The following is a 20,584-nucleotide window of genomic DNA, read 5'->3' on the forward strand; positions in this document are numbered from 1 at the left end:
CTCAGGGAACCTCCTTCACAGCGGAGGTATCGGCCCGGTCCTCTCGGACGACTGCCACCTCACCGGCCGGCACCGTCAGCTCACCGGCACACGGTGTGCCGGTCAACAACTCGACGCCGGTCGCCGGGAGCCGTACCTCCGCGTCGGTGTGGTTGAGAACGAACAGCCAGGTGCGCTCGCCGTCGCGTCGGCGTACCACTTCCACACCCGTCGGCGCCGGCGCGGCCGGTCGGACGCCGGCCTCGTCGACGAGCCGGGCGACCAGCCGGTCGGTGGCCGGCTCGTCCAGGCGGGTGCCGACGTACCAGGCGGCACCGTCGCCCACCGGGTGCCGGGTCAGCGCCGGCACACCCGGCAAGGGCCCATCGGTGTACGACGCCAGCACCTCCGCGCCCTCGGTGTGCAGCCATTCGGTCCACACGTCGGCGGTGCTCCCGTCGTCCAGTCGGACCTGCTCGCCCTCGCGCAGCGGGAAGAACTCCTCGGTCCGTACGCCGAGCAGTTCCCGGAACGCGCCGGGGTAGCCGCCCAGCCGGATGTGGTCGTTGGCGTCCACGATGCCGCTGAAGTAGGTGACGGCCGCGATCCCGCCGCCCTCGACGTAGCGGCGCAGGGCCTCGACGTCGGCGTCCCGGACCAGGTAGAGGGTCGGTGCCAGGACCAGCCGGTAGCCGCTGAGGTCGGTCGACGGGTGCACGATGTCGGCGGTCACGCCGGCCCGCCACAGTGCGCCGTACAGGGCGTTGAGTCGGTCGGCGTAGGTCACGTCGACGCTGGGGTGCGAATCCAACTCGACCCCCCACCATGCCTCCCAGTCGAACAGGATCGCCACGTCGGCGTCCACCCGACTGCCGCGTACCTCGGCGAGGGCCTTGAGGTCCGCGCCGAGCCGACAGACCTCGCGGAACACCTTGGTGTCCGGCCCGGCGTGCGGCACCAGCGCGGAGTGGAACTTCTCGGCGCCGGCCCGGGAGGCGCGCCACTGGAAGAACAGCACCCCGTCCGCGCCACGGGCGACGTGGGCCAGGCTGTTGCGGCGCAGTTGGCCGGGCAGCTTGGCCACGTTGCGCGGCTGCCAGTTGACGGCGCTGGTGGAGTGCTCCATGAGCAACCACGGCTCGCCGTCGGCGACGCCCCGCGTGTGGTCGGCGGCGAGCGCCAGCCCGAGGTGCCCCTGCGGGTCGGCCGCGTTCAGGTAGTGGTCGTTGGACACCAGGTCCACGTCGTGCGCCCAGGAGTGGTAGTCCATGTGCTTCACGCCCAGGCCGATCATGAAGTTGGTCGTGACCGGCTGGCGGACCAGTGTCCTCAGCACCTCGCGTTCGGCGCGCAGTTGGGCGCGCTGTTCGTCGGAGGAGAAGCGCAGGAAATCCAACTGCTGCGTGGGGTTGGCGAAGGTCGGGGCGGTGCGCGGAGGGTTGATCTCGGCCCAGTCGCCGTAGCGCTGGCTCCAGAACGCGGTGCCCCAGGCGTCGTTGAGCCGGCCCAGGTCGCCGTAGCGCTCCCGCAGCCAACCGCGGAACGCCTCGGCGCTGACGTCGCAGTAGCAGTGCACGTTGTGGCAGCCCAGCTCGTTGGAGACGTGCCACATCACCACGGCGGGGTGCTCGGCGTACCGGCCGGCGACCGCCCGTACCAACTCCAGCGACCGCTCCCGGAAGACCGGGGAGCTGGGGCAGTACGCCTGTCGGCCACCCGGCCAGAGGATCGCGCCGTCGGCGCGGCGGGGCAGCGTCTCCGGGTGTGCGCGGGCCAGCCAGGGCGGCGGGCTGGCGGTGGCGGTGGCCAGGTCGACCTGGATGCCGCCGTCGTGCAGCAGGTCCAGCACCCGGTCCAGCCAACCGAACTCGAACCGGCCCGGCGTGGGTTCCAACAGCGCCCAGGAGAAGATGCCGACGGAGACCAGGTTGACGCCGGCCCGGCGCATCAACTCGACGTCTTCCGACCAGGTCTGCTCGGGCCACTGCTCGGGGTTGTAGTCGCCGCCGAAATAGATGCCGTCACCCTGCCATCGCCGCATGACAGCTGAGGGTGCACCGGGTGGAGCACGCAAGTCAACAGGTTCCAACATCGACTTTCTTTCCAACGTTTACCTCGTAACGGCCATGTCACGACTGGGTTATCAGAGGCGAACACCCCTCTTGACAGTGGCCTGCGGGCGGGTAGCTTGATGCCCCAATGGCCGTTCGTGTTCGCCAATGTGGATTCTCGGTGGATCCCGATGTGTGATCGCGACGACGCATTCGCCTTCACCACCCCCTGATGGCCCTTGGACTAGCACCTCTTCATCCGCAGGAGGCACAGATGTCCCGTCCCCAATCCCAGGCCGAGTACCTGGCTCGGCTCGTACCGCCCTCCGTCGCCGGCATCAACCGACGCTCGCTGCTGGCCGGCGCGGCCGGCACGGGAGCGCTGCTCGGCACCGGTCTGCTCGCCGGCTGCGGCGACGACTCCGGCTCCGGCGGGTCCTCGAAGGACGTGTCGCTGGGCTCGAACCAGTCCGACCCGAAGCCCAAGGACGTCCTGGTCAAGGTCACCGACGGGTTCAAGACCTCGTCCGGGGTCCAGGTTGGAATCAACACGGTCGACCACAACACGTTCCAGGAGAACATCAACAACTACCTCCAGGGCAAGCCGGACGACGTGTTCACCTGGTTCGCCGGCTACCGGATGCGCTTCTTCGCCCAGAAGGGCCTGGCCAGCGACATCAGCGACGTGTGGAGCAAGCTCTCCGGCTACTCCGACGCGTTCAAGAAGGCGTCCACCGGCGACGACGGCAAGCAGTACTTCGTCCCGGCGACGTACTACCCGTGGGCGGTCTTCTACCGCAAGTCGGTCTGGCAGCAGTACGGCTACCAGGTGCCGAAGACCATCACCGACTTCACCAACCTCGGTGCGCAGATGAAGAAGGACGGGCTGATCCCGATCGCCTTCGCCGACAAGGACGGCTGGCCGGCGATGGGCACCTTCGACATCCTCAACCTGCGGATCAACGGCTACCAGTTCCACATCGACCTGATGGCTGGCAAGGAGGCCTGGACCTCCGACAAGGTCAAGAAGGTCTTCGACACCTGGGCCGGCCTGCTCCCGCTGCACCAGCCGGACAGCCTCGGGCGCACCTGGCAGGAAGCCGCCCAGTCGTTGCAGCAGAAGAAGAGCGGCATGTACCTGCTCGGCCTCTTCGTCGGCCAGCAGTTCAGCAACGAGGAGCAGGACGACCTCGACTTCTTCACCTTCCCGGAGATCGACCCGTCGATCGGCGCCAAGGCGCTGGACGCCCCGATCGACGGCTACATGATGGCCCGCAAGCCGAAGAACGAGGACAACGCGCGCAAGCTGCTGGAGTACTTCGGCGGCAAGGAGTCCGCGGACATCACGTTGAAGAACGACCCGGCCATCCTCGTCGCCAACAGCGGCGCGAACGTCGGCGGCTACACCGCGCTGCAGAAGAAGGCAGCCGAGCTGGTCGGGTCGGCCACCGAGATCGCCCAGTTCCTCGACCGGGACACCCGGCCGGACTTCGCCTCCACGGTGATCATTCCGGCGATCCAGCAGTTCATCAAGAACCCGAAGGACATCAACGGGCTCACCTCGTCCATCGAGAACCAGAAGAAGTCGATCTTCACTGACTGACGGCGGAAAGGGGAGGACATCGTGTCCGACCAGCCCCTGATCCAAGCGGATCGCGCCGTGCCGCCGCCGGCGACGACCACCCCCACGGGTGGTCGCCGCCGGCGGCTACGGCTCCTGTCCCGCACCGACCGCGTGGTCATCACGCTGATGGTGCTCGTGCCGCTGCTACTCGTCACCGGCTTCGTCTGGCTACCGGCGGCAGCCACCGTGCTGCTGTCCGGCACCAACTGGGACGGCATCGGCCCACTCAACGAGATCGAGTTCGTCGGCGCGCGCAACTACGACGACGTGGTGAACATCTACCCGCCGTTCGTGCCGGCGGTCCAGAACAACCTGCTCTGGTTGGCGGCGCTGTTCGTGGTCGCCACGCCCTTCGGCATGTTCCTGGCCGTCCTGCTCGACAAGGAACTGCGCGGCAGTCGCTTCTACCAGACCGCGCTCTACCTGCCGGTGGTGCTCTCGCTGGCGCTGATCGGCTTCGTCTGGCAGCTGCTGTACTCCCGCGACCAGGGCCTGATCAACGCTGCGTTCAACAGCAACGTCGACTGGTACGGCGACTCGAACGTCAACATCTGGGCGGTCCTGGTCGCCTCCGGCTGGCGGCACGTCGGGTACATCATGCTGCTCTACCTGGCCGGGCTGAAGGGCGTCGACCCTTCGCTGCGGGAAGCCGCGGCGGTCGACGGCGCCTCCGAGACCCGCACCTTCTTCCGGGTGGTCTTCCCGGTGCTGCGGCCGATCAACATCATCGTGCTGGTGGTGACCGTGATCGAGTCGCTGCGCGCGTTCGACCTGGTCTGGGTGGTCAACAAGGGCCGCAACGGGTTGGAGCTGCTCTCCGCGCTGGTCACCCAGAACGTGGTGGGTGAGGCGAGCCGGATCGGGTTCGGCTCGGCACTGGCGACGATCATGCTGGTCGTATCGCTGGTCTTCATCACCGTCTACCTCGCTACCGTGATGAGGGAGAACCGGGAATGAGCGTCGACACTCCTGTACGTCGGCGCAAGCTGACCCCGCAGCGGCTGCTGCTGCACGGTTTCCTCATCGCCGTCTCGCTGGCCTGGCTCTTCCCGATCGCCTGGGCGGTGCTGACCTCACTGCGCTCGTACGACTACACCGCCGCCAACGGTTACGTGTCGTTCGGCGGCTGGACCTTCGACAACTACGTCACCGCCTGGCGGACGGCGGAGTTCGGCCAGCACTTCCTCAACTCGCTGTACATCACAGTGCCTGCGGTGCTGCTGACCCTCTTCCTCGCGTCCTGCGTGGCGTTCGTGATCGCCCGCTTCAGTTGGAAGCTCAACATCGTCCTGCTCGGGGTGTTCACCGCGGCGAACCTGCTGCCCCAACAGGCGTTGCTCATCCCGCTGTTCCGGTTGTTCACCGAGGTGCCGCTGCCGGAGTTCATGAGCGACTCCGAGTTGCTCTACGACAGCTACTGGGGCCTGATCCTGATCAACGTCGCCTTCCAGTGCGGGTTCTGCGTCTTCGTGCTCAGCAACTACATGAAGGCGCTCCCCCGCGACCTGTACGAGGCGGCGATGGTCGACGGGGCGAGCATCTGGCGGCAGTACTGGCAGGTCACCATGCCGCTGTGCCGACCCGCCCTGGCCGCGCTGGCAACGCTGGAGGTGACCTGGATCTACAACGAGTTCTTCTGGGCCACCGTCCTGATGCGCACCGGCGACAAGTTCCCGGTGACCAGCTCGCTGAACAACCTGCGCGGCGAGTTCTTCACCGACAACAACCTGGTCTCGGCGGGCAGCGTCCTCGTCGCGATCCCCACGCTCGTGATCTTCTTCATGCTCCAGCGACACTTCGTTCGGGGCCTGACCTTGGGAGCCTCAAAGGGATGACGATCCTGCACCTGCGCCGCGCGCGGACCAGCCTGGTGCTCGACGCGCGCGGCCCGGGGCTGCCCCGGGTCGTGCACTGGGGTGGCGACGTCGGCGACCTCGACGACGACGGCCTGCACCAGCTCACCGACGCGACAGTGCCGCCGGTGGTGCCGAGCAGCTTCGACGAGCCGCCCGTGCTGTCCCTGCTGCCGGAGGCGAGCGCCGGCTGGGGCGGTCGCCCGGGTCTGGCCGGGCACCGCGACGGACGGGACTGGTCCACCGCGTTCCGCCTCGACGACCTGGACGTCGACCAGCCCGCCGACGGTGCGGCCCGGGTGACGGTGCGGGCGGCGGACCCCGCCGCCGGGCTGACCCTGACCATCGAGATCACGCTCGACCCGTACGGCCTGCTGACCGTTCGGCACCGGCTGCACAACGACGGCGACAGCGCGTACGAGCTGCGGGAGCTGACCCCCGTGCTGCCGGTGCCCCCGGTCGCCACCGAACTGCTCGACCTCACCGGCCGCTGGTGCCGGGAACGGTCCCCGCAACGGCACCCGTGGCAGCAGGGCGCCTGGGTCCGTGAGGGTCGACACGGGCGGACCGGGCACGACGCCACGCTGCTGCTGGTGGCCGGCACCGCCGGGTTCGGCTTCGGCCACGGCGAGGTGTGGGCGGTGCACACCGCGTGGAGCGGCGACCACGTCACAGTCGCCGAGCGCCGGCCCACCGGCGAGTCGACCCTCGGAGGCGGCGAGCTGCTGGCCCCCGGTGAGATCCGGCTCGGCCCCGGCGAGTCGTACGAGACTCCCCTGCTCTACGCCGTCTGGTCCGACGTCGGGCTGGACGGGCTCAGCGACGTACTCCACTCGCACCTGCGGGCCCGACCCGGACACCCGCGCTCCCCCCGCCCGGTGACCCTCAACGTCTGGGAGGCGGTCTACTTCGACCACGACCTGGACCGGCTGCGGACCCTCGCCGACCGGGCCGCGCAGATCGGCGTGGAGCGGTTCGTGCTCGACGACGGCTGGTTCCGCGGTCGGCGCGACGACACCGCCGGCCTCGGCGACTGGTACGTCGACGAGGGTGTCTGGCCCGATGGTCTGCAACCGCTCATCGACCACGTGACCGGCCAGGGCCTTCAGTTCGGTCTCTGGGTGGAGCCGGAGATGGTCAACCCCGACTCCGACCTGTTCCGCGCGCACCCGGACTGGCTGTTGGCCGTACCGGAGCGGCTGCCTCCGGCGTGGCGCAACCAGCAGGTGCTCGACCTGGGCCGCCCCGAGGCGTACGCCTATGTGCTGGAACGTCTCGACGCCCTGCTCACCGAACACCCCGGCATCAGCTACCTCAAGTGGGACCAGAACCGGGACCTCACCGAGGCCGGGCACCACGGCCGGCCCGGTGTGCACGGGCAGACCCTGGCGGTGTACCGGCTCTTCGACCAGCTGCGCAGCCGTCATCCCAGCGTGGAGATCGAGAGCTGCTCGTCCGGCGGGGCCCGGGTGGACCTGGCCATCCTGGCCCGCACCGACCGGGTCTGGGCCAGCGACTGCAACGACGCCCTGGAGCGGCTCAGCATCCAACGCTGGACCGGGCTGCTACTGCCGCCGGAACTCGTCGGCACACACATCGGCCCGCAGCGCTCGCACACCACCAACCGGGTGCACGACCTCGGCTTCCGGGCCGCCACCGCGCTCTTCGGCCACCACGGCATCGAGTGGGACATCGCCTCGATCAGCGCCGCCGAGCAGACCGAACTGGCCGCCTGGGTCGCACTGCACAAACGGCTGCGCCCGCTGCTGCACGCCGGCCGGGTGGTCCGGGTCGACCACCCGGACCCGGCCGTCTGGGCACACGGCGTGGTCGGCGGTGACAAGACCCAGGGGGTGTACGCGGTGGCGCGGCTGGCCACCTCCGCCACGCCGTCCCCCGGCGCGGTCCGGCTGCCCGGCCTGGACCCGGAGCGCCGTTACCGGGTGCGGCCGGTGACGGACGTGCCGTTGCCCGCGACCATCGACCGGTCCACGCTGGCCTGGTTGGCGGACGGTGTCGTCCTGACCGGAGCGGCGTTGGCCCGGGTGGGGTTGCAGATGCCCGCGCTGCACCCGGAGCAGAGCCTGGTGCTGGAGGTCGTCGAGGCCGGTTAGAAAGATCTTTGGTCGGGGTGTCGAGAACGGTGCCGTCTGCTTCTACCTCAGGGTGAGAGCACCGAGGGTGGTGCGCAGGTGTGAGGAGCGAGACGATGAAGTACATGCTGCTGATGCAGTTCAGCGCCGCGGGGACCGACTTCCCGGGCATCGACACCTGGACCCCGGCGGAGGTCCAGGCGCACATCGCGTTCATGGGCGAGGTCAACGAGAAGCTCACCGCCGCCGGGGAGTGGGTCGACGGGCAGGGTCTCGGCGGTCCGCAGCAGGCCCGGATCGTCCGCGCCGGTGAGTGCGGTGCGCCGGTCGTCACCGAGGGGCCGTTCGCCGAGACGAAGGAGTTCCTCGCCGGGTTCTGGATCGTCGACTGCGACAGCCCGCAGCGGGCGGTGGAGCTGGCCGCGCACATCTCCACCGCGCCCGGCCCGGGTGGCCGTCCGCTGAACATGCCGATCGAGGTGCACCCGGTGATGTCCGCGCCACCACAGGAGCTGTGAGCGCTGACCACCGATTCCCGCGTCGAGGACCTGCTGCGCGACCTCGCGCCGCAGGTCCTCGGCGTGCTCGCCCGCCGCTTCGGTGACTTCGCCACCGCCGAGGACGCGGTGCAGGAGGCACTGCTGGCCGCCGCTACCCAGTGGCCGGCCGAGGGGCTGCCGGGCAACCCACGCGGCTGGCTGATCCAGGTCGGCTACCGCCGGATGATCGAGCTGGTCCGCGGTGAGCAGGCCCGACGCCGCCGGGAGGACCTGGTTGCCCGGCGGGACCCGGACGACCAGCGGCACGCGCCGGCCGCGGACGAGGAGTTGACCGCCGAGCGGGACGACACCCTGGTCCTGCTGATGCTCTGCTGCCATCCTGCGCTCGCCCCGACGTCAGCGGTGGCGCTGACCCTGCGCGCCGTCGGCGGTCTCAGCACCGCCGAGATCGCCCGCGCGTTCCTGGTGCCCGAGGCGACCATGGCGCAGCGGATCAGCCGGGCCAAGCAGCGGATCCGCGCGTCCGGGCTGCCGTTCCGGATGCCCGAGCCGGCCGAGCGCGCCGACCGGTTGACGGCCGTCCGGCAGGTGCTCTATCTGATCTTCACCGAGGGGCACACCAGCACCACCGGCCCGGACCTGCGCCGCGTCGACCTCGCGGCTGAGGCGATCCGGCTCACCCGCGCGCTGCACACGCTGCTGCCCGACGACAGCGAGTCGGCCGGGCTGCTGGCGTTGATGCTCCTCACCGAGGCGCGCGGCCCGGCGCGGACCGGGCCTTCGGGCGAACTGATCTCCCTGTCCGACCAGGACCGCAGCCGCTGGGACGCGGCGGCGATCGCCGAGGGCGTCGCGCTGGTCACCCGGGCGCTGCCGCGTGGGCCGGTCGGCCCGTACCAGGTGCAGGCCGCCATCGCCGCGCTGCACGACGAGGCGCCGAGCACCGAGGCGACCGACTGGCCGCAGATCCTGGCGCTCTACAAGGTGCTGGAACGACTCGCCGGCAGCCCCGTGGTGGCGCTCAACCGGGCAGTGGCGACCGCCATGGTGCACGGGCCGGCAGCCGGTCTCGCGGCCGTCGACGCGCTGGCCGACGACCCCCAGCTCGCCGGACACCACCGACTGCCCGCCGCCCGCGCACACCTGCACGAGATGGCCGGCGACCGGGATCGGGCGATCGTCGACTACCGGGCCGCCGCCGCGCGCACGAACAGCCTGCCCGAGCAGCGTTACCTCACCATGCGAGCGGCCCGGCTCGCCGCCGAACCCTCGCCGGTGCAACCCGAGGACTGACCCACGGCATGGTCGGTGCGGTCGGCGCGATGGGTGCGGTCGGCGCGGTGGGTGCGGTCGGCGCGGTCGGCGCGGTGGGTGCGGTCGGCGCGGTGGGTGCGGTCGGCGCGGTCGGCGCGGTCGGCGCGATGGGTGCGGTCGGCGCGGTCGGCGCGGTGGGTGCGGTCGGCGCGGCAGCGCGGCTGGCGCGGTCGGCAGCGAGACGAACATGGCGTCCCGGACTGCCTATGGAGCTGATGTCGTAAACGATTCGCCCGCCGCATGAATATCGCGCTCAACCAACGAACCCGATCACCGCAGCCAGCCGGGCAAGGAGCAGGGGGCAGCCGGCCAGGTAAGCAGCCGGCGCGCGGGCAACAGCCGGGCAGGCGGGCAGGCGGGCAGGCGGGCAGGCGGGCAGGCGGGCAGGCGGGCAGGGAATCACGTCATGAGGGGCATGCGCGGCTGAATCGTTTGCGACATCAGCTCCAAAGGGGCCGAGTGGCATGTGCCGGGGTCGTCCGCCGGCCGCCGCAACGGGGCCACGCGACGACGGTGCCGGTTGGATGTCGAGCGACGGCGGACGCCGGCGATAACCTGACCACCGACATCCGCCGTCGAGCATTCAGGACTGGGGACCGCATGGCGTACGTGCTGCTGGGGATCGCCATCCTCGCCGAGGTGCTGGCGACCAGCCTGCTCAAGAGCACCGCGGGGTTCAGCCGGCTCTGGCCGACGGTGGGTTGCCTGACCGGTTACGTGCTGGCGTTCCTGCTGCTGGCGCAGGCGGTCAAGGAGATCCCGGTCGGCGTCGCGTACGCCCTCTGGTCGGGTCTGGGCACCGCAGCCATCGTGGCGATCGGAGCGGTGTTCCTGGACGAGCGGGTCGGGCTGGCCAAGCTCACCGGCATTGCGCTGATCATCGCCGGGGTGGTCATCGTGAACCTGTCCGGGGAGCACTGACCGAACCGACGGTCCCCGCGCGGGGTCGGAGTGGCCGGGCCCGCGCGGGCCCGGCCACCATCACTCTTCCTGCTCAGCTGGCGGTGCAGCTCACCGCAGGTGGGGCGTTGCTGCCGGTCCAGCCGCCGATGAAACCGAAGCTGGTGCTCGCACCGGCGGCCAGTCGGCCGTTGTAGTCCGCGTTGCGCGCGGTCACCGTGGCTCCGCTGCTGGTCAGCGTCGCGTTCCAGGCCTGGGTGACGCTCTGGCCGTTGGCGTACGTCCACCGGGTGGTCCAACCCGTGATCGCGGCGGTGCCGGCGGTCACCCGGACCTCACCCTGGAAGCCGCCCTGCCACTGGTTGGTCACCGTGTAGGTCGCCGAGCAGCCACCCGTCGGCGGAGGCGTGGTCGGCGGAGGCGTGGTGGGCGGCGGGGTGGTGGGCGGAGGCGTGGTCGGCGGCGGGGTGCCGCCGAAGACGCTGGCCTCCCGGGCGGTCTGCCGGATGCCGTTGACGCCGTTGAAGAGCCGCTGACCCCAGGTGGTCAGGTTGGCAGGGTTGAAGGAGGTGGCCAGGTCGAGATACTCCACGCCGCCGCCGTTGCCGCTCCACGACCAGCCCAACCAGCCGATCCCGTTGGCTTGGGTGTACGCGAGGATGGCGTCCTCGTCCGGGTCCCCGTCGGAGTGGTTGAAGCCGAACTCACCGACCACGATGGGCAGCCCCGCCGATCGGAAACGGCCCAGGTAGTCGCTGATCTCGGCGGCGGTGTCGAACACCCCGTACATGTGGATCGAGAAGACGGTGTTGCGGGCCGGGTCCGCGGCGAAGACCGACGCGGCGTTGTCCCGCATGGTGAACGACCAGTCCTGCCCCCAGTTGGGCGCGTCCACCATGATGGTGTGGGTCAGCCCGCCGGTACGCAGGCGCTTGATCGCGTTGGCGTTGTCGGTGGCCCAGGACGCGTAGTTCTGGTTGCCGTACGGCTCGTTGCCGATGTTGACGATGACGTACCGCTCCTGGCCGACGAGCACGTCGGCGAGACCGAGCCAGTAGTCGACGGCGCGGGCGAGGGTGATGGCGCCGCTCTGCTCGCCGTACCCGGTGGTGTCGTGCACCTCCAGCACGCAGATCAGCCGGTTGGCCCTGCACAGTGAGATGACGTTCGCGACGTCGGCGTTGGTGTTGCGGGTCCACCGGTCGCCGCTGGACAGCACCACCCGCACGGTGTTCGCCCCGAGCGCCTTGACGTCGGCGAACGAGCTGGTCTGCTGTGGATACCAGGTGTGCGCGTGGTTGACGCCACGCATGACGAATTCGGTGCCGTTGGCGTCGTACAGCTTGCCGCCCGCGACGGAGAAGCCGGCCGCCGCGTGCGCCGGCTGGCCGAACGCCAGCACGGCGACGAGCAACGCGAGCAGCGCCGCGCCGACGGCAGAGAGTCGAGTCTTCATGGCCTTCCTCAGGGAGAACCCCCGGTGCCCGACAGGGGTGGGACGAGACAGGGGAAGGCGGCTGCAGCCCGGCAGCCGCGCCCGGCTCCCGGAGCGCACGCATCAGCGTAGGGCGATGGATAGGCCGTCGCAACCGGTTCAGTAGACAGGCTCTGGGCCCGGACAGCCGCAACGGCCCACGCAGGCGCAGGCCGTCACGGGGCGATCATCCCCACCACAGGATGTGCGCCACATCCGGCTCTTAACCGGTTAAGAGCGACGGTAGGCAGGTCGCCGCGATCCGTCAAGCATCGCCGGAGCCGAACCGGACGGGAGGGTTGACGGCTACCGACCTGGGTATCCCGGGAACGATCCGTCGGTGGAGAGGGGAAACCAGGATGGTCAGCGTCGGCTACACCCTGATGAGCGAGCAGGCCGGTCCCAAACAACTGGTGGACCACGCCATCCGAGCCGAAGCGGCCGGCTTCGACCAACTCGTGATGTCCGACCACTACTACCCCTGGCTGGACTCCCAGGGCCACTCGCCGTACGCCTGGTCGGTGCTCGGCGCGGTCGCCCACGCCACCTCCCGCGCGCAGCTGATGTCGTTCGTGACCTGCCCGATCCGCCGCTACCACCCGGCCGTCGTGGCGCAGAAGGCCAGCACGATCGGGGCGCTCTCGGACGGCCGATTCACCCTGGGCCTCGGGGCGGGCGAAAACCTCAACGAGCACGTCGTCGGTAGCTGGCCCCACGTGCAGCAGCGACACGAGATGTTCGAGGAGGCATTGCAGATCATCCGGCCGCTGCTCAACGGCGAGACACTGACGTTCTCCGGCAACCACTTCGACGTGCCCGACGCCTACGTCTGGGACCGGCCGGAGCGGCCGGTGCCGATGGCCATCGCGGCGTCCGGCCGGCAGTCCGCGACGCTGGCGGCCGAGTACGGCAGCGGCATCATCTCCACCGAACCGGACCGGCACATCATCGAGATGTACGACGACGCCGGGGGTGCCGGCCAGCCCCGCTACGGGCAGGTGGCCATCTGCTACGGCCCCGACGAGGCGGAGTGCCGCAAGATCGTGCACGACCAGTTCCGCTGGTTCGGGATGGGGTGGAAGGTCAACGCCGACCTGCCCGGCCCGGAGTCGTTCGCCGCCGCCACCCAGTTCGTCCGGGAGGAGGACGTCGCCGAGGGCATCTCCTGCGGCCCGGACGTGGACGTGCACGTCGAGGCGTTCCGCACGTTCGTCGACGCGGGCTTCACCCACGTGGCGATCATCCAGGTCGGTGGGGAGAGCCAGCCGATGTTCCTGGACTGGGCGCAGGATCAGCTGCTGCCCCGGCTGCGCGAGCTGTGAGCCACCCGACGACAGGTGGGCGGTTCGGGCTGGGCGAGCTTCGGCTCGCCCTGGCCGCCCCCCGGCCGGCCGCCGGGCTGACCAGCGACTGGCGGCTCGTCGACGGACTGCGCACCCACACCCGGCGCGGTGCCGACCCGGCGACCGGGGCGATGCCAGTGGTGCTGGTGCACGGCCTGGCCGTCTCGCACCGCTATCTCACCCCGCTGGCCGTCGCGCTCGCCACCACCAACCCGGTGTACGCGCCGGACCTGCCCGGCTTCGGGCTGACCGAACACCCCCGGGGCGCGTACGACGTGGCCCGGCACGCCGACCACCTGGCCGCCTGGCTGGACGCGTACCACCTGCCGCCGGTCTGCCTGGTGGGGCACTCGTTCGGCGCGGAGGTCGCCGCCGCGGTCGCCGCGAACCACCCGGGTGCGGTACGCGCGCTGGTGCTGGCCGGGCCGACCAGTGACCCGGTGGCCCGAACCCGGCGGGCCCTGTTCGGCAGGTGGCTGGTGGACACCCTGCGCGAGGCACCGTTGCAGGCGCCGATCCTGGTCCGCGACATCTGGGACGCCCGGCCCTGGCGGGTCTTCGCGACGTTGTCGCACTCGGTGCACAACGCGATCGAGGCGGACCTCGTGCGGATCACCGCACCGACCCTCGTGCTGAGCGGCGGTCGAGACCCGGTGGCGCCGGCGCGGTGGCGCGACCAGGCGACCCGGCTCGTGCCGGACGCCACCCTGACTGTCGTACCCGGTGCCGCGCACAACGTGGTCACTACCGCTCCGACGGCGGTCGCGGACGCGATCCGCCAACTCCTCGCCCCACATCCGCACTCACGGACAGGTGAACCTCATGCGTTTCGGTAACACGGAGATCCGCCCACTCGGTGGTGGCATCGGCTGCCTCTTGATGATCCTCTTCTCGATCGTGGCCTCGGTAGTGCTGACCGTCCTGGTCAACCTGGTGCTGTAAGGCGCGGTCAGCGACGCAGCCCCAGAGCGGTGAGCACCTCCCGGGAGGCCATGCGGGCCGGGTCGAGCACCGCGCGGCGGGTCCAGCGGGCCGCCGGCGTGACGGTTGCCCGCCAGACCGCTCGCAGGCCGCGCGCCACCGGCACGACCGTCACCGACCAGACCCAACGGACGCCCGACAGCAGCGGACGCACCGTGTGCCGCCACAACCAGCGCAACCCGTGGCCGATCGGGCGCAGGACCAGTCGGTAGACCAGCCGCAGCACCCAACCGGCGGTACGCCACGCACCGACCACCACCACGACGACCAACCGGCCGAACCCCACGACGACCCAACAGATTCCGCGTACGAGCCCGGCGAGCCCGGCGCCCAACGCCCCGGCGAGCATGCCGACGCCGCGCCACAACAGGCGGCCGGCGGGGGTGAGCGCCGCGCCCACCCATCGCAGCGGCCGCAGGACCAGATGCTCGGTGAGCCAGACCAGCACGCGACCCAGAGCCAGGAGAGGCGGGCGCAGCCCTCGGCGGGCCAACCACACCAGCGGCGACCAGACCACCGTGCGGGCCACCCAGGCGAGGGCGTACGCCAGCCACACCAGCGGCGACCAGACGAGAGTCCGGGCAACCCACGCGACGCCCAGGGCCAGCCACACCAGCGGCGACCAGACGAGAGTGCGCGCCACCCACGCGACACCCCGGCCGAGCCACACCAGTGGCAACCAGAGGAGGTTGCGGGCCACCCAGGTCAGCGGGAGCCAGACCAGGTTGTGGGCGCACCAGACCAGCGGACGCCACAGCAGCCGGTGCAGGGCCCAGACCAGCGGTGCCACCAGCCAGTCGCGCAGGAACCGACCGGTGGGGCTGAGCAGGTGCCGGTACAGCAGCCGGCCGGTAGCCGCGATCAGCTCCCAGAGCAGGCGTACCGGCAGCACGAAGACCAGCGCGACACCGCGCGCGACGGCCGCGACGAGCGGAAACGCGACGGTGGCCGGCTCGGCCGTGTGCACGGCCGACGGGGCTCGGGCGGCGAGCGTCACCGTCGGCGCGGCCGGACGATCAGTCGGTGGCCCGGGAAGCGGCGGCCGGACGGTGGGGCGGTCGGTCACGGTGGGCACGGTAGCCGTGCCGCGCCACGCGCGGGGGCCCCTTCCGGTCACAGGTCGACGGTGGCCAGGAGTGGATAGTGGTCGGAGGCCGTGTCCGCCGCTCCGCCGCGGATCACCCGGCAGTCGCGCACCCGCTCCGCCAGGGCACGGGTGCCCAGCAGATAGTCCAGGCGCATCCCGGCGAACTCGGCACCGCCGAACCCGGTGGGAACGGTGTGGCCGTCGGCCTCCGGCGCCCCGACGTTGCACGCCGGCCACAGGTCGACCAGGTCGGCGGCGAGCAGCCGGGCGATCGCCCGGGTGTCCACCGCGCCACCGCCCCGACGCAGGTGCCGCCGCCGGTAGAGGGTGGGCATGTCGGCCAGGCGCGCGCTGTGGTCGACGGTCGGGTCGAGCGAGTTGAGGTCACCGGTGAGCAGTGTCAGCGGCCCTCGGCTGCGTCGCATCGCGGCGGCCAGCCAGTCGACCTCCATCCGCCGTCGCCCGCCGGAGTACGGATAGAGGTGGGTGCCGAAGACGGTCAACGGGCCGGCGGCGGTGTCCACCACGACGCGGGCGGCGGCGTGGTGGAACGGCCGGCGCAGGGTCCCCGTGTCGACGACCCGGTACGGCGGACGGACCAGGACCGCGACCGGCTGCCCGAAGCAGGACCGGGCCAGGTGTGGTGTCATCCCCACCCGATCCGCCACGGCTCCCATCAGCCCGTCGCGGTCGAAGCCGCGCAGTTCCTGGAGGGCCAGCACATCCGGTGCCTGCTCCTCGATGACCTGGACCACCCGGTCCAGCCGGTCGGAGCCGCCACGGTCCCGACCGCCGGTGCGGATGTTCCAGGTCATCACCCGCAGCACGGCGACGCTCAGTCCGCCCGGCCGGCCCGCGCCAGCTCGTCGTCGAGGGTGTCCACGTCCTCCGACTCGATGGCCGGCTGGTTGCCCTCCTTCAGGTCGGCGTTGGGACGGATCACGAGGTAGAGCAGCCCGATCCAGAGCGCGGACAGCAGGATCGCGCCCATGAAGTCGGTCGGGTGGTGCATGCCCCGGTACATCCGGGAGGTGGCCACGCCGACCGGCATGAGCACTGCCAACCCCACGAAGGTCCAACGCCACCACCTGTCGGTACGCGGGAACACGATGAGGGTGATCGCCAGCCAGACGCAGATCGTGGCGGCGATGTGCCCGGACGGGAACGACGAGGTGGGCATCTGCCCGTCGAGGTTCTCCACCGCCGGGCGGGGCCGGTCGACGGCTCGGGCCGACGCGAGGAACAGGGTCAGCTCACCGACCATCGCCAACACCACGAACAGCACCGGCCTCCAGCGCCGCCACACCGCCAGCACCAGCGGACAGAACACCAACGAGATCAGCAGGATCGCGTGGGTGTCACCGAACTTGCTCCACCACCAGCTCACCTCGGTCAACGTGTCGGTGTGCCGCTCGGCGAACCAGCGCGGCACGTCGGTGTCGAGCGTGTCGAAGAAGGTGCCCTTGGCGTGGTAGCTGACGTAGGTGCCGAAGCCGTAGAGCGCACCGAACACGAGCACCCAGCCGACCAGCAGCTCAGCCACCGCGGAGCGGGGGTGGGCCAGCACGTGCTCCTCGGCCGGGGCGGGCGCGATGTCGTGCCCCGCCTCCGGCTCCAGGCCCTCGGTGAGCGGCGGCACCGGTCGCCCGCGCTCGCGACGCCACAGCCGGAAGGCGTACGCGGTGACGCCCAGCCAGGCCGCGCCGAGCAGCCAACCGCCCAGCACGTCCGAGACGAAGTGCACGCCCAGCGCGATCCGGGTCAGACCGATCAGTGCCACCAGCACGCCGACGCCGACGATCGCCGGCTTACGCCAGCGGGGCGCCATGGCCGGCAGGAACACCAGCAGCAGTGCCCCGTACGCGACGAACGAGCCGAGCGCGTGCCCGCTCGGGAAGCTGTTGCCGGGGGCGCTGGCGATCGGCACGTCCACGATCGGGCGGAGCCGGCCGACCAACGTCTTCAGGGACGGGTCCAGGATCAGGCCACCGACCCCGGTGATGATCAGGTAGACGGCGAGGCGAGGCTGGCGCCGGATCAGCAGCCCGACCACGGCGATGGTGACCAACCAGATGAGGATCGGTCGGCCACCCAGGTCGGTCACCGCCTGGAGGACGGTGACGAGCGCGTGATGTGGGGCGACGAGCCCGTTGAACCACTCGGCGGCGGCGTGGTCGGCATCCTGCAGGGGGCTCCACCGCACCCGCACGAGCATCAACAGCAGCCCGAAGGCCACCCCGGCGCCGGTGACGGCCACCAGGCCGGCGATGCTCCGTTCGGCGAAATGCCCGAGCGGGCGCCGTGCCACCTCTTTGACCGCGGTCACCCCGCACCTCCCTTGTCGGCTCTGGCGAGGCGCTTTACCCGATCCGCGTCACGCGTACACGCGAGGCGTCGCTACAGGGCTGTCATGTCCCCGGTGTCGAGCAGTTCGGCCCGGTCGGTGTCGGGCTCCCACAGGTCCGGTTGGGCCGGCTCCTGGACACCGATGCGCAGCGCCTCCAGTTGGGCGGCGAACGCCAGCCCGCCGAAGAGCGCCATGCCCGTCAGGTTGGCCCAGAGCAGCAGCGCCATCATGCCGGTCAACGCGCCGTAGGTCTGCCCGAAACCGTCACTGAACCGCACGTACGCGGCGAGCAGCAGGCTGGCCAGCCACCACAGGGCCGTGGCGATGCCGGCGCCGAAGAACAGCCAGGACAGGCCGGGCTGGTTGCGACGCGGGGCGTGCCGGAACAGCACGGCCACGGCGAGGACGGTCAGCCCGAGGCTGAGGGGGAAGCGGACCACGTCCCAGATGACGTTGGCGAGCGCGCCCCACTCGTAGTGCTCTCGCACCGAGCGGCCCATCGCGCCGCCGCCGACCAGGATCAGGAAGCCGGCGAGGGCGGGCAGGCCGGCGGTGACGGCCAGCACGGCGGCGCGGAGGTACTTGCGCAGCGCCGGGCGGTCCCGTTCGACGCCATAGATGCGGTTGGCGCCCCGCTCGATCTGGGCCATCGTGGTGGTCAGCGCGAACAGGCCGGTGAGCAGACCGAGGGTCAGTGCCAGCTCGCCGGCGTCCTCGACGCGTTCGCCCTCGCCGAGCAGGTCGCCGACGACCTCCGCGCTCTGACCGGGGGTGAGCGCCAGCACGGTGTCGGCGACGACCCGGCCGCCCTCCTCGACGCCCAGCTCGCTGATCAGCCCGGTGAGGGCGATCAGGAACGGCACCACGGCGAGACAGAGTTGCAGCGCGAAGGCCCGGGAGTGGCTGAAGCCGTCGCCGTAGCGGAACCTGATGAACGCGTCGCGCAGCAGGTGCCAGCCGCCCTGCCGGCGCAGTGTGTGCCAGGCGTCGTCGGCGGACAGCTCCTCGTCGGCCATCAGCCGGGTCTCCGGCACGATCTTGGTGCTACTCACGGCGCGCTTCCTCGATCAGCTGCTCGCCCCGCTTCCCGGCGCCCTGCGCGTCGACGGCCAGGTCAGGTGCGTCCTCGGGCTGGGGGACGCAGAGCCAGAGCGACTCCGGTCGGATCTCCGCCCGGAGCTGCCGGCCCGGGGAGATGAGGTCGCCGTCCAGCTCACGCGGCTGGGCCCGGTTGCTGATGATCACCACGCGTTTGCCGCGGAAGACCTCCATCCGGGGCACCTCACCGCGGCGGCGGACCACCGCCCAGCCGAGCGCGAGCCAGTGCCGCAGGTTGTGCGGGGTGAGCACTGCGACGTCGAGCCAACCATCGTCCGGCTCGGCCTCGGTGAGCAGTGTGACGCCGCCCTGGAGTCGGCCGACATTGGCGATCAGGACCGAGCGGGCCCGGCGGCGTACCGGTGGGCGGTCGTCGATGCGGATCTGCACCCGCATCGGCCGGTCCCGCAGGTGGCGGGCGGCGCCCATCACGTACGCGGGCCAGCCGATGCGGGCCTTTGTGGTCTCGTTGGTGGCTTCGAGCATCTGGGCGTCGAAGCCCATGCCCGCCATCACTGTGAAGTACTTGTCCTCGACGGCGCCGACGTCGAGCAGTCGTCGGCCCCGCTCGACGGCGACCTGCAACCCGGCGGCCAGGTCGGTGGAGAGGCCCAGGTTGGCGGCGAGCAGGTTGCCGGTGCCCTGGGGCAGCACGGCCAGGGCCACGTCGGTGCCCACCAGCGCGCTGACACAGGACATCACGGTGCCGTCGCCTCCGCAGGCGAAGACCAGGTCGACGCCGTCCTTGACGGCCTGTTCGGTCTGGCCCCGGCCAGGGTCGTCGGGGGTGGTCTCGTACCACTGCGGCGCGGGCCAGCCGGCCGCGGCGAGGGCGTCGTCGACGGTCCGGCGCAGCTCGTCGAGATCGTCGACCTTCACCGGGTTGACCACCACGGCGGAGCGCAGCCCGCCGTCGCCGCCCGAGGGCCGCCTGTCGTGTCCAGCATCCACGGCGCCAGTGTGCAGCAACCGGACGGCTTCAGCGACCCGGCGACCCGGCGGCGTCGGAAGCACCACAGACAGGTTTCAACGCGCGCTCACCCGTCAGGCCGCCGCCCGGAGCGCGACCTCCACCCGACGGCGCAGATCATCGAGGTTGATCCCGGACTCGGTGAGCACCAGCGCGCCCAGCCCGTGCCCCTCCCGGAGAACCCCGAGCAGGATGTGCTCGGTGCCGATGTGCTTGTGACGCAGACGCAGCGCCTCCCGCAGGGACAGCTCCAGCACCTTCTTGGACCGGGGCGAGAAGGGGCCGCCGAGGTACCGCTTGCGCCCCCAGCGGCGGCGCGGCGCCGGCACTGCCTCGCGTAGCGCGTCCGGGCCGAAGGACTGCTCGATGCGGGCCACGATCGCGGCCAGGTCGATGCCGATCTCCCGCAGGGCCGCCGCGTCGGCGTCGCCGAGGCCGACGCCACCGGTGGTGGTGTGCCGGCGTACGCGTTCACGCAGGTCGTCGGCGCGCACACCGGCGTCGGCGAGCACCCGGCTGGCCAGGCCCGCGTCGTCGGCGAGGAGGGCGAGCAGCAGGTGTTCTGTGCCCACCGGCCGTTGACCCTCGACCCGTGCCTCCTCCAGTGCCCGCCGCACCACGTCGCGCGCCCGGTCGGTGAACCGTTCGAACATCACGCCTCCCAGGATGAGTTGACCGCCGGTCGCCCGGCGTGCTTCTTGTGGACCGCCTGCCGGCTGACCTCGAGCGCGTCGGCGATCTCCTGCCAGGACCAGCCCTGTCGTCGGGCGTTGTCCACCTGGACCACCTCGAGCCGCTCGAGCAGCCGGCGTAGCGCGCGGACGGCACGCAGCCCGACCCGGGGGTCGGTGCTGCCGGCTGCCGCCGCGAGTTCTGTCGCCTGACTCATGCCGTCAACATACGTTGACAGCGCAACTCGTGTCAACCCCAGTTGACGCGACCGCGGTGCCGGCCGATCCACCCCGCCACC

The 20,584-nt window shown here is 71.0% G+C and carries 19 protein-coding genes; 10 read left to right on the forward strand and 9 right to left on the reverse strand.

Annotation, left to right across the window (positions count from 1 at the left end):
- Position 1: 1 nt before the first annotated feature.
- A complete protein-coding gene (locus FHU34_RS25525) occupies positions 2 to 2,020 on the reverse strand; it encodes a beta-galactosidase (protein WP_145784782.1) in 2,019 nt (672 codons plus the stop codon).
- Between the two features lie 284 nt (positions 2,021 to 2,304).
- Here FHU34_RS25525 and FHU34_RS25530 point away from each other — a divergent pair, with 284 nt between their 5' ends.
- From FHU34_RS25530 to FHU34_RS25565, 8 genes are all read left to right on the forward strand, one after another.
- On the forward strand, positions 2,305 to 3,633 hold the full coding sequence (locus FHU34_RS25530) for an ABC transporter substrate-binding protein (RefSeq protein WP_145784783.1): 1,329 nt from the start codon (positions 2,305 to 2,307) through the stop codon (positions 3,631 to 3,633).
- A gap of 21 nt (positions 3,634 to 3,654) precedes the next feature.
- Complete coding sequence (locus tag FHU34_RS25535; protein WP_145784784.1) at positions 3,655 to 4,611, forward strand: carbohydrate ABC transporter permease; 957 nt, start codon at positions 3,655 to 3,657, stop codon at positions 4,609 to 4,611.
- Positions 4,608 to 5,489 (forward strand): carbohydrate ABC transporter permease, encoded by an 882-nt coding sequence (locus FHU34_RS25540; RefSeq protein WP_145784785.1) that lies wholly within the window; start codon positions 4,608 to 4,610, stop codon positions 5,487 to 5,489. The genes FHU34_RS25535 and FHU34_RS25540 overlap by 4 nt, the downstream gene beginning before the upstream one ends.
- Positions 5,486 to 7,621: an alpha-galactosidase gene (locus FHU34_RS25545; protein WP_145784786.1), complete on the forward strand. Its 2,136-nt coding sequence runs from the start codon at positions 5,486 to 5,488 to the stop codon at positions 7,619 to 7,621. Before FHU34_RS25540 ends, FHU34_RS25545 begins: the two co-directional genes overlap by 4 nt.
- A gap of 95 nt (positions 7,622 to 7,716) precedes the next feature.
- On the forward strand, positions 7,717 to 8,118 hold the full coding sequence (locus FHU34_RS25550; RefSeq protein ID WP_145784787.1) for a YciI family protein: 402 nt from the start codon (positions 7,717 to 7,719) through the stop codon (positions 8,116 to 8,118).
- Positions 8,119 to 8,181: 63 nt separating this feature from the next.
- Positions 8,182 to 9,393 (forward strand): RNA polymerase sigma factor, encoded by a 1,212-nt coding sequence (locus FHU34_RS25555; protein WP_425280551.1) that lies wholly within the window; start codon positions 8,182 to 8,184, stop codon positions 9,391 to 9,393.
- A gap of 8 nt (positions 9,394 to 9,401) precedes the next feature.
- Positions 9,402 to 9,638, forward strand: coding sequence for a hypothetical protein (locus tag FHU34_RS33130; RefSeq protein WP_167524903.1), 237 nt, complete (start codon positions 9,402 to 9,404; stop codon positions 9,636 to 9,638).
- A gap of 376 nt (positions 9,639 to 10,014) precedes the next feature.
- A complete protein-coding gene (locus tag FHU34_RS25565) occupies positions 10,015 to 10,335 on the forward strand; it encodes a DMT family transporter (RefSeq protein ID WP_145784789.1) in 321 nt (106 codons plus the stop codon).
- A gap of 73 nt (positions 10,336 to 10,408) precedes the next feature.
- Here the strand turns inward: FHU34_RS25565 and FHU34_RS25570 are convergent, their stop codons facing one another.
- Complete coding sequence (locus tag FHU34_RS25570) at positions 10,409 to 11,770, reverse strand: cellulase family glycosylhydrolase (protein ID WP_145784790.1); 1,362 nt, start codon at positions 11,768 to 11,770, stop codon at positions 10,409 to 10,411.
- 377 nt (positions 11,771 to 12,147) lie between these two features.
- On the opposite strand from FHU34_RS25570, the gene FHU34_RS25575 reads away from it, so the two are divergent.
- Entirely contained in the window at positions 12,148 to 13,110 is a 963-nt protein-coding gene (locus FHU34_RS25575) for a TIGR03557 family F420-dependent LLM class oxidoreductase (protein WP_145784791.1), read from the forward strand.
- On the forward strand, positions 13,107 to 13,967 hold the full coding sequence (locus FHU34_RS25580) for an alpha/beta fold hydrolase (protein ID WP_145784792.1): 861 nt from the start codon (positions 13,107 to 13,109) through the stop codon (positions 13,965 to 13,967). Before FHU34_RS25575 ends, FHU34_RS25580 begins: the two co-directional genes overlap by 4 nt.
- A 113-nt stretch (positions 13,968 to 14,080) precedes the next feature.
- Here the strand turns inward: FHU34_RS25580 and FHU34_RS25585 are convergent, their stop codons facing one another.
- The 7 genes from FHU34_RS25585 to FHU34_RS25615 all read right to left on the reverse strand — a co-directional run bounded on the left by FHU34_RS25585 (position 14,081) and on the right by FHU34_RS25615 (position 20,503).
- Positions 14,081 to 15,178: a hypothetical protein gene (locus tag FHU34_RS25585; protein WP_145784793.1), complete on the reverse strand. Its 1,098-nt coding sequence runs from the start codon at positions 15,176 to 15,178 to the stop codon at positions 14,081 to 14,083.
- Positions 15,179 to 15,225: 47 nt separating this feature from the next.
- Positions 15,226 to 16,026 carry an endonuclease/exonuclease/phosphatase family protein gene (locus FHU34_RS25590; RefSeq protein ID WP_145784794.1) on the reverse strand — a complete coding sequence of 267 codons (801 nt, stop codon included), beginning with the start codon at positions 16,024 to 16,026 and terminating at the stop codon, positions 15,226 to 15,228.
- An 8-nt stretch (positions 16,027 to 16,034) separates the two neighbouring features.
- On the reverse strand, positions 16,035 to 17,525 hold the full coding sequence (locus tag FHU34_RS25595) for a phosphatase PAP2 family protein (protein WP_145784795.1): 1,491 nt from the start codon (positions 17,523 to 17,525) through the stop codon (positions 16,035 to 16,037).
- 71 nt (positions 17,526 to 17,596) lie between these two features.
- A complete protein-coding gene (locus FHU34_RS25600; RefSeq protein ID WP_145784796.1) occupies positions 17,597 to 18,598 on the reverse strand; it encodes a YihY/virulence factor BrkB family protein in 1,002 nt (333 codons plus the stop codon).
- The gene (locus FHU34_RS25605; protein WP_145784797.1) at positions 18,591 to 19,595 is read right to left on the reverse strand and encodes a diacylglycerol/lipid kinase family protein; all 1,005 of its coding nucleotides are present in this window, start codon (positions 19,593 to 19,595) and stop codon (positions 18,591 to 18,593) included. The genes FHU34_RS25600 and FHU34_RS25605 overlap by 8 nt, the downstream gene beginning before the upstream one ends.
- A 93-nt stretch (positions 19,596 to 19,688) precedes the next feature.
- Positions 19,689 to 20,267: a Clp protease N-terminal domain-containing protein gene (locus tag FHU34_RS25610; protein ID WP_145784798.1), complete on the reverse strand. Its 579-nt coding sequence runs from the start codon at positions 20,265 to 20,267 to the stop codon at positions 19,689 to 19,691.
- The gene (locus FHU34_RS25615; protein WP_007457155.1) at positions 20,267 to 20,503 is read right to left on the reverse strand and encodes an HTH domain-containing protein; all 237 of its coding nucleotides are present in this window, start codon (positions 20,501 to 20,503) and stop codon (positions 20,267 to 20,269) included. The genes FHU34_RS25610 and FHU34_RS25615 overlap by 1 nt, the downstream gene beginning before the upstream one ends.
- Positions 20,504 to 20,584 lie beyond the last annotated feature (81 nt).

The sequence above is a fragment of the Micromonospora taraxaci genome, assembly GCF_007830095.1.
GTDB classification, from domain to species: Bacteria; Actinomycetota; Actinomycetes; order Mycobacteriales; family Micromonosporaceae; genus Micromonospora; species Micromonospora taraxaci.

What these genes read in the sequence shown, in the direction of transcription:
- FHU34_RS25525 (WP_145784782.1), bottom strand. Translation starts at nt 2,020, where the DNA reads ATGCGGCGATGGCAGGGTGACGGCATCTATTTCGGCGGCGACTACAAC.
- FHU34_RS25530 (WP_145784783.1), top strand. Translation starts at nt 2,305, where the DNA reads ATGTCCCGTCCCCAATCCCAGGCCGAGTACCTGGCTCGGCTCGTACCG.
- FHU34_RS25570 (WP_145784790.1), bottom strand. Translation starts at nt 11,770, where the DNA reads ATGAAGACTCGACTCTCTGCCGTCGGCGCGGCGCTGCTCGCGTTGCTC.
- FHU34_RS25565 (WP_145784789.1), top strand. Translation starts at nt 10,015, where the DNA reads ATGGCGTACGTGCTGCTGGGGATCGCCATCCTCGCCGAGGTGCTGGCG.
- FHU34_RS25610 (WP_145784798.1), bottom strand. Translation starts at nt 20,267, where the DNA reads ATGTTCGAACGGTTCACCGACCGGGCGCGCGACGTGGTGCGGCGGGCA.
- FHU34_RS25615 (WP_007457155.1), bottom strand. Translation starts at nt 20,503, where the DNA reads ATGAGTCAGGCGACAGAACTCGCGGCGGCAGCCGGCAGCACCGACCCC.
- FHU34_RS25575 (WP_145784791.1), top strand. Translation starts at nt 12,148, where the DNA reads ATGGTCAGCGTCGGCTACACCCTGATGAGCGAGCAGGCCGGTCCCAAA.
- FHU34_RS25540 (WP_145784785.1), top strand. Translation starts at nt 4,608, where the DNA reads ATGAGCGTCGACACTCCTGTACGTCGGCGCAAGCTGACCCCGCAGCGG.
- FHU34_RS33130 (WP_167524903.1), top strand. Translation starts at nt 9,402, where the DNA reads ATGGTCGGTGCGGTCGGCGCGATGGGTGCGGTCGGCGCGGTGGGTGCG.
- FHU34_RS25550 (WP_145784787.1), top strand. Translation starts at nt 7,717, where the DNA reads ATGAAGTACATGCTGCTGATGCAGTTCAGCGCCGCGGGGACCGACTTC.
- FHU34_RS25545 (WP_145784786.1), top strand. Translation starts at nt 5,486, where the DNA reads ATGACGATCCTGCACCTGCGCCGCGCGCGGACCAGCCTGGTGCTCGAC.